Below are 7,722 nucleotides of genomic sequence, written 5' to 3'. Positions count from 1 at the left end.
ACCAGTCGCTTGCGCAGATCCAGACTGAAGCTCTTCATGAGCTACACTCTACCATCCTCCTCAATATGCGACAAATTAAATAGAAAATGCTCTAGACGGCAATCGACTGATCGCTCGGTGCCACGCCGACTTTGCCACGACAAGGGAGATGCCACACCACCCCTACATAAGCCTCTTCACCAGCGCCCCGAGCCGTATCAGCGCCTTCTCAATCTTCGGACTCCACGCATTCGCGCAGGAGATGCGGATGAAGTTCCGGAAGCCCTGCTTGGCCGAGAACATGGGGCCGGGGGCGATGCTGATCTTCTCCTCCAAGGCGAGGTCATCGAGCTTGAGCGCATCCACGGTGGGAGGCAGTTCCACCCATAGGAGGAACCCTCCCTTCGGCTGGGTCATCTTCACCGGCTGGGGAAAGTGGGCGGCGATGGTGTTGCTCACGCGCTCCACCAGCCCCTCGTAGGTGCGGCGGGCCGTGCGCAGGTAGTGGTCATACCCGCCGGTCGCAAGGAACTCGGCGATGGCCAGCTCCGGCAGGGTGGCCGTGGCCAGGGTGCTGATGAGCTTAAGCGATTGCACCTTCTGCAGGTACTTCCCCGGAGCGACCCAGCCCACCCGGTAGCCGGGAGCTAGTGTCTTGGAGAAGGAGCCGTACAGCAGCACATTCTGGTGCTCATCGTAGGCCTGCGCCACGCGAGGCCGGTGCGCGCCGTAGTAGAGCTCGCCGAAGATGTCGTCCTCGATGAGCGGCACGTTGCGCTCGCCGAGCATGCGCACGAGGCGCTCCTTGTTCTCATCCGGCATGAGTGAACCGAGGGGATTGCTGAAGTTCGGCACGGAGACACACGCCGCGACCTTCTGCCGCTGCAGCACCTGCTCCAGGGCATCCAGGTCCATCCCGGTGTCCGGGTGCATGGGGATCTCGATGGCACGCAGCTTCAGTTCCTCGATGACGTGCAGCACGCCGAAGTACGTGGGCGACTCCACCGCCACGATATCGCCCGGGCTGGTGACCGCACGCAGGCAGAGAATCAGCGCCTCCGTGCCACCGGAGGTCGTGATGAGGTCATTCGGCGAAAGCTGGCTGCCCGCGTCGAACATACGGCGTGCAATCTCCCGCCGCAGCGAGCTGGTGCCTGGGGGCATGTTGTAGCTCACGCCCCGTTTACCGGCACGACGTGCTACCGAAGCGAGCGCTCGGTTGAGCTTCTCCGTAGGCAGGAGTTCCGGCGCAGGCGCGGCATTGCCAAAGGAGATGACCCCCGGCATCCCTGTGGCCTGGAACAGACGCGACTGCAATCCCCCCACCGTCACGGCCGTGACCGCGCTGGGTGGACGGGAAATTTCCGGTGCCGGCACGGGGTGATGCATCTGCGCCCGCACGTAGAAGCCGGACTTTGGCCGTGCTTCAATCAGTCCACGGTCCTCCAGCAACAGGTAGGCCTGCACCACGGTGGTGACACTCACGCCATGCTGCTCGCTCGCGCGACGCACGGAAGGCACCTTGTCCCCGGCACGCAGAGTGCCGGAGTGGATCATCTGCTCCACACTCCGGGCCACCTGTTCGTAAAGGGCGGTGTCAGAATCCTCTGCCACAAGACTTTTCAACGATGAGGATACGTTTCGTGGCAAGGGGTTTCACGCCTTTCGATGGCCATCACCTGAGGTGAGTCTCATGCGCAGGGTTGCAGATGATTCTGCCGATAGCTCTGGGGCGCGACTCCGAACTGTTTCTTGAAGATGCGCGAGAGGTAGAAGGGGCAGTTGAACCCACAGGCCTCTGCGACCTCCGCGATGGTCTTGCGGGTATTCCCCAGGAGCTGCACCGCCATCTGCAGGCGGCGTTCATTGAGCCAGGCCATGGGCCGCTTGCCCGTCTCGCGCTTGAAGATGCGGGCGAAGTAATCCGGATTCAGCGATACCGCACGCGACCAGGCGATGATGGTGATGTCCTCCTTCAGCCGGTTCATGGCCCACGCCTCGGCAGCCAGGATGCGATCCACTACCGTGCGCGCTTCAAGATTCGTTCGCGCCATGGGTGGACGCAGGCTCTGCAGGACGAACGTCAGCCACTGCAGGATGGCACCCGTGATGGCCAGGTCACGGTATGGCCCCTCGCTTCCCAGCACGGTGAGCACCTTTTCAAATTCCATCACAAACGCCTGCGGTTCCTTCAGTGAATAGCGGCGCTTGAAGTCGCGATGCAGAAGCTCATTGACCACACCGCCGTACTCCACCGCCAGAGAGACCGCGAGACTCACATGAGGCCGCTTCGGGTCATGGCCATAGGCGAACTCATCCCCACCGCGCACCACCAGGAGATCTCCCGCCTGTAGGACCATGCGCACGCCGTTGATCACCACCCAGCAGCTCTCCGACTCCACGTAGAAGAAGCAGAGCATGTCCCCCATGAGCCGCGACTTCTCGACCGACCACTCCGGAAAGCCTGCATAGCGGCCGAACCAATGCACCCGCAGGCCGATACGAGCCTCCATGGCCAGCGGCCAGTCATGGTGGTAGGGCAAATAACTCATAGTCGGAAAAGTACAGGGTTTGAGACGGTGTCGTCCATTCTCTGAAACGGCCCATCTGGCTAGTTTTTCGCCGTCATGCACCCCATACGCACTCCTCACACCCCTTCTCTGATGGATCCGACGACTACCCCTGCCTCCCCTACCATTCCCATGAAGATTTCCGACGGTCTGACTCGGCGTGATTTCGTGAGCAGGAGTGCCGTCGCCGCGGCTGGGGGACTGCTCGCCATCCCGGGTTGGGTTGGAGCCCAGGCCCCGACGAAGAAAATCCGCGTGGGCATTGTCGGTGGGCGCTTTGGCCTGAGCTTCCAGTTTCACGAACATCCCGACTGCATCGTGGAAGCCGTAAGCGACCTCATACCAGACAGACGCGCCGCCCTGCAAAAGACCTACAAGTGCGAGAAAGCCTACGACTCGCTCGAGGAACTCGTGAAGGACCCCAAGGTGGAAGCGGTCGCACTCTTCACACCCGTGCCGGATCACGTGCGCCACACCCTGCTCTGCCTGGCAGCGGGCAAGCACGTGCTCTGCGCCGTGCCGGTAGCCATGACCCTGGATGAGTGCCAGCAGCTCACTGATGCCGTGAAGAAGACCGGACTCACTTACATGATGGCGGAGACCAGCCACTGGCAGCAGCTCACCATCTCGGCGCGCAAGTTCCACCAGGAGGGCGCCTTCGGGAACCTCTACTACACCGAGTCCGAGTATCACCATCCCGGTCTGGAGGAGCTCTATTTCAACAAGGACGGCTCACGCACCTGGCGCCACGGCATCGCGCCCATGCAGTATCCCACGCACTGCACCTCGCATTTGATCAGTGTTACCGGCGAGCGCCTCACCGAGGTTACCTGTCATGGCTGGGGAGACGACCACCCCATCCTGAAGGACAACATCTACAAGAATCCCTTCTGGAACGAAACCGCCATGTTCAAGACCAACCGGGGCAATTCGATGCGCGTCGCCATCTGGTGGCGCGGGGCACAGACCGGCGGCGAGCGTGCCCGCTTCTACGGCGACAAGATGAGCTTCTACTACAACGGGCCCAATGGGGCCCCCGCCTGCACCGTGCGCACCCAGGCAAAGACCGAGAAAGACTCCGGCGGATTCGTCCGCAGCGCCCAGGTCATGGAGAAATACGACGAGGTGCACTGGTGGAAGACCGACATGCTTCCGGAACCGATGCGCCACAACAGCGGCCACGAGGGCTCGCACTGCTTCATCACGCACGAGTTCATTGATGCGCTCGTGAAGCAGCGCAAACCGGCAGTGGACCTGTATGAAGCCATCGCCTATACCGCACCGGGCATCGTGGCGCATCAGTCTGCACTCAAGGGCGGCGAATCGATGAAGATTCCGCAGTTCGATCCGACGTAAGGGCTCACCCCACCGGCGTGCCCCAGTGGTTGCGGTACTCACGCGCCAGCATCTTGTTCGCCTCCGCATCATTCGTGATGCGTTCCGCCTTCGGGTCGAACTCAATCATCTTCCCCGTGCGAGTCGCAATGTTCGCGAGGTGGCAAAGACTCGCGGAGAGGTGCCCTTCCTGGATGTCCGCTGCAGGCACCGCCCCACTGCGGATGCACTCGATGAAGTTGCGATGATGCGCCAGCAGGTCGGGCGAGCCCTTGGCCTCCTCACGCAGCTTATCCTTCTTGTCGTAGATCTTCCAGCCGCCGTTCTTGCCCAGGATCATGTAGCCATTCGTTCCGTAGAAGGCATCGCCGTTCTCAAATCCTTCCTGGTGGTAGTCACTCCACAGACGCTGTTCAAAGGAGAGCAGCCGCTTCTTCCCACCACCGAGGTCATACTCAAAGAGCACCGACTGCGTGTCCGGCCACTGCTGATCGTCATCATGGAAGTACTTTCCACCCAGCGCGGCGATACGCGTGGGATGCGTGTCCATGCCGAGTCCCCAGCGACCCAAGTCGAGATCATGCACGCCGTCATTGCCGATATCCCCCTCGCCAAACGCATGAAACCAACGCCATGCCCCGGGAAGCATGTTGCTCTGATACGGCACCTTCGGAGCAGGTCCAATCCACGTATCGAAGTCCAGCTCTGCCGGTGGCTCGGAGGGCTTCACATGACCGATGTTCCGACGAAACTGGCTGTTCCACACCTTGGCGGAAAGCACTTCGCCAATCGCGCCGCCATGCAGCTTGGCCATCGCCTGCTGTACGTGTTCCGTGCTGCGGCTTTGAGTGCCCACCTGAACCACCTTCTTCGCCTTCTGCGCCGCCTCAATCATGAGTCTGCCTTCGCGCAGATTGTGTGAGCACGGCTTCTCCACATACACATGCTTGCCTGCGTTCAGCGCCAGGATGGTCGCCGGTGCATGCCAGTGATCGGGTGTCGCGATAAGCACCGCGTCCACCGAGGCGTCTTCCAGCACCTTCCGCATGTCCGCCGTCGTGCGCGGTGGTTTTGCTGCGTCTCCCTGCGCGAGCTTGGTTGCAGCCTCCAAGCGCTTCGCATCCACATCACACACCCACGTGATTTCCACCTCCGGGTTGCGGACCAGATTCTTGAGGTGATTCGTACCCATGCCGCCCGGTCCAATGATGCCGAGGCGGATGCGATTGCTGGCTCCCTGGGCATACAGTGAAGGCATGGCCAAGGCAGTGGATGCGAGCGCGGTCGCGTGGAGGAAGTCACGGCGGGTGGGTGTGCTCATGGCGAGAATACCCGGCAGACAGGCCAATCTTGCATCTCGGCACACAAGTGCTCCTCTCTTGCTCTTTCGTTCCCTGGCATTCACGCCCTCGATTCCAGCATTCCGTTTTCATGAGGTTCTCGCTCTGCGCATCCGCAATCCTGGTGGCAGCTGGCTTCATTGTCCTGCCCTCCTGCTCCAAGGACAAAGAATCAGCGTCATCCCAAGTTGCAGGCGCCATCACCGTCCCACCAAAGCCCACCAAGCTCACGGATGTACCCCAAGGCGAGCGCGACGACCTCGATGCCTTTGGCAGGCAATTGGAAGCAGATCTTCTGGCCAAGAACATCCCCGGCATCAAGGCCGCGTTCCATGAACTTGAGATTGTGGAACAGGTCATGGCGAGCATGCATATCTCCGGCCTGCACTACGACTTTCTCAAGCAGATGCTGGAAAGAGGCATGCCCAACAAAGTGGGCTACATCGCCCAGAACTGGTCGGAGCAAGAGGCCAAGTACAAGGGCCTTGCCCTGCACGATGGGAAGGTGAACCTGCGGTTCAGGTTTCTGTCAGATAGCGGCATCCTTTTTCTGGATCTCCATGTGGCAAGGCGTCCAAGCGGCAGGCTCGGAATCATCGACTATTACAATCAAGCGACCGGCGGCAGCTTCTCAGATCAGATGCGGCAGGTAATTCTCCCCGCACTGACGGAGCTGGACAAGCAGGTTGCTGGAAATCCAGCAGGCCACTCCTCGAGCATGGCACTGGATGACATCAAGCAACTCTCCCTGATGACACGCCATTTCCAGAACAAGGACTTCAAGGGAATCATCGACGCCTATCATCAACTGTCTCCGGAGATGAAAAACAGCCTTATGGCCATTTCCTTTCGACTAGATGCGCTGAAGCAACTTCAGGATCTAGAAGGCTACAAGGACGCCCTCTTGGAGGCTGCCAAAACGAACAGGTCACCCAACTTCCAGTTCCTGCTGATGGACGTGTATGCCATCGAGAAGAACTATGACAAAGCCCTTGAATGCCTTGACTTGTTCATGGCCGCCACGGGCGAAGATGCAGCGTTGCTCACGGTCAAAGGCACGCTGCAACTGGACAAAGGCGCCCATGACGCCGCTCGGGCCACGATTCACGAGGCCCTCGCCCTGGAGCCGGATTCCAGTTCCATCCACCTCAGAGCCCTGGAAGTTTTGCTTGTAACCAGGGACCACCAGGCCACGGCAGCCAGCGTGCGTTTTCTTCAGGAGCAGGGCGGTGTGAAACTCAACCTCACAGACCCCGACTTTGCCGAATTTATGAAAAGCCCCGAGTCTGCGCCCTGGCGCTGAGCCCCCACAATTTGCAAATCCTTATGGCATGCCGAGCCCAACTGGCATGGGTGCGGAGTCGCTCCATTCCCCGCTGGCTCTCGTACCGGAATTGATTTCGCGGAACACCTGCGCTGCCAGCTCAAAGGAGCGCAGTCGTGCCGCATGATCGTAGATCTGCGCTGTGGCTACAATTTCATCCGCACCGGTTTCTTCCAGGAACCCCTCAATCTGCCTCTTCACCGTGGTCGGCGAGCCAACAGCCGTGCAGCGCATCATGCGGCGCACGTGCAGTTCCTCCGCTGTACTCCACCTTCCCTGCATGCTTTCCACAGGTGGCGGCATCTCATTTGGAACACCACGGATCAAATTCAGAAATGCCTGCTGGACAGAAGTGTGCAGGTAGCGGGCCTCTTCATCTGTATCGGCCGCGAAGACGTTGAGCCCGATCATCACATGCGGCTTTTCACACTCCGCTGAAGGCTGGAACTCGCGACGGTACAACTTCAGTGCCTCACCGAGATATCCCGGCGCGAAATGCGAAGCGAAGGCAAAGGGTAGGCCCAATGCTGCGGCGAGACGCGCGCTGAAGTCACTGGAGCCCAGCAGGTAGATGGGAACATTCAGCCCCGTGCCGGGAATAGCCTTCACCGTGCGATGTGAGGCCGCAGGCTTGAAGTACGACTGTAGTTCCATCAAGTCCTGCGGAAAGGTGTCGCCATTGCTGCCCAGCCCTCGACGCAGCGCCGCCGCGGTGAGCTGGTCCCCACCCGGGGCACGGCCCAATCCCAAGTCGATGCGCCCCGGATACAGGGACGCCAGGGTGCCGAATTGTTCCGCTATCACCAGCGGCGCATGATTCGGCAGCATGATGCCACCCGAACCCACTCGAATGGTCGAGGTGCCACCCGCGACATGTCCGATGATGACCGAAGTCGCCGAGCTGGCCACCCCGGGAATGTTATGATGCTCCGCCAGCCAATACCGGTGATATCCCCAGCGCTCCGCATGCTGTGCGAGGTCCAAAGTATTGCGGAAGGAAGATGCCGCATCACCGCCTTGGATGATGGGACACAGATCGAGAACAGAAAAGAGAGGCATCTGTAGTGGCGCACGGCGTGCGCCGGCGGGCAAGGGGTTCGAAAGGTATGAGTAGATACGACCGGTGCCTCCCATCGGGCGTACCCCTGTGTTACACGCACGCCTCCAATCCTTT

The 7,722-nt window shown here is 60.4% G+C and carries 6 protein-coding genes; 2 read left to right on the top strand and 4 right to left on the bottom strand.

Translation table 11 applies throughout. The features are described from left to right. Positions 1-162: 162 nt before the first annotated feature. Positions 163-1,593, bottom strand: a complete 1,431-nt coding sequence (locus DES53_RS32070) for an aminotransferase-like domain-containing protein (RefSeq protein ID WP_245958314.1) — start codon at positions 1,591-1,593, stop codon at positions 163-165. A gap of 77 nt (positions 1,594-1,670) precedes the next feature. Beyond that, positions 1,671-2,531 carry a helix-turn-helix transcriptional regulator gene (locus DES53_RS32065; protein ID WP_113962431.1) on the bottom strand — a complete coding sequence of 287 codons (861 nt, stop codon included), beginning with the start codon at positions 2,529-2,531 and terminating at the stop codon, positions 1,671-1,673. Positions 2,532-2,681: 150 nt separating this feature from the next. On the opposite strand from DES53_RS32065, the gene DES53_RS32060 reads away from it, so the two are divergent. Further along, a complete protein-coding gene (locus DES53_RS32060; RefSeq protein ID WP_113962430.1) occupies positions 2,682-3,905 on the top strand; it encodes a Gfo/Idh/MocA family protein in 1,224 nt (407 codons plus the stop codon). A gap of 4 nt (positions 3,906-3,909) precedes the next feature. On the opposite strand, the gene DES53_RS32055 is transcribed toward DES53_RS32060, so the two are convergent. Beyond that, complete coding sequence (locus tag DES53_RS32055) at positions 3,910-5,205, bottom strand: Gfo/Idh/MocA family protein (protein WP_113962429.1); 1,296 nt, start codon at positions 5,203-5,205, stop codon at positions 3,910-3,912. Between the two features lie 110 nt (positions 5,206-5,315). Between DES53_RS32055 and DES53_RS32050 the strand changes: the two genes are divergently transcribed. Then, positions 5,316-6,527: a tetratricopeptide repeat protein gene (locus DES53_RS32050; protein WP_113962428.1), complete on the top strand. Its 1,212-nt coding sequence runs from the start codon at positions 5,316-5,318 to the stop codon at positions 6,525-6,527. A 21-nt stretch (positions 6,528-6,548) separates the two neighbouring features. Here DES53_RS32050 and DES53_RS32045 read toward each other — a convergent pair whose 3' ends face one another. Then, the gene (locus tag DES53_RS32045) at positions 6,549-7,607 is read right to left on the bottom strand and encodes an MsnO8 family LLM class oxidoreductase (RefSeq protein ID WP_113962427.1); all 1,059 of its coding nucleotides are present in this window, start codon (positions 7,605-7,607) and stop codon (positions 6,549-6,551) included. Positions 7,608-7,722: the final 115 nt, after the last annotated feature.

The organism is Roseimicrobium gellanilyticum (assembly GCF_003315205.1).
Classification (GTDB): Bacteria; Verrucomicrobiota; Verrucomicrobiia; order Verrucomicrobiales; family Verrucomicrobiaceae; genus Roseimicrobium; species Roseimicrobium gellanilyticum.
This window is presented reverse-complemented; position numbering and strand designations above follow the sequence as displayed.